The organism is Larkinella sp. C7, assembly GCF_006149005.1.
Taxonomy (GTDB): Bacteria; Bacteroidota; Bacteroidia; order Cytophagales; family Spirosomataceae; genus Larkinella.
The window spans coordinates 1-312 of sequence record NZ_VBSL01000285.1 but is presented as its reverse complement, the minus strand read 5'-3'; the positions used below and the strand labels follow the sequence as shown (position 1 = coordinate 312).

Sequence of the window (312 nt, the reverse complement as noted above, 5' to 3'; positions counted from 1 at the left end):
GCTATCAGCTTGAGAACAAGCCTATGTTTTGCTTTAAGACCATCTACAACTGGCTTTATAAAGGTTTGATTGACTATGAATTAGCTTTCCTCAGACGCAAGGATAAAAGTCGTCAATTTCAGGAAAAACGAGGAAAATTCATTATTGGGGCCCTAATTTCTAAGCATCCAAAAGGAGTCAGAACAAGGAAAACCGTCGGCCATTGGGTAGTGATTTTTACTTTGCAGATGCTTATTCTTCTTGGCAAAGAGAAAGCAAGGAAAATGCCAATGGCTTACTGAAGAAATAATTTCCTAAGAAGACAGATCTAGT

Annotated in this window: 1 pseudogene; it reads left to right on the top strand. The window is 38.1% G+C overall.

The features are described from left to right. A pseudogene (locus FH871_RS33450) lies at window positions 1–281 on the top strand (hypothetical protein); the annotation flags it as partial. Window positions 282–312: the final 31 nt, after the last annotated feature.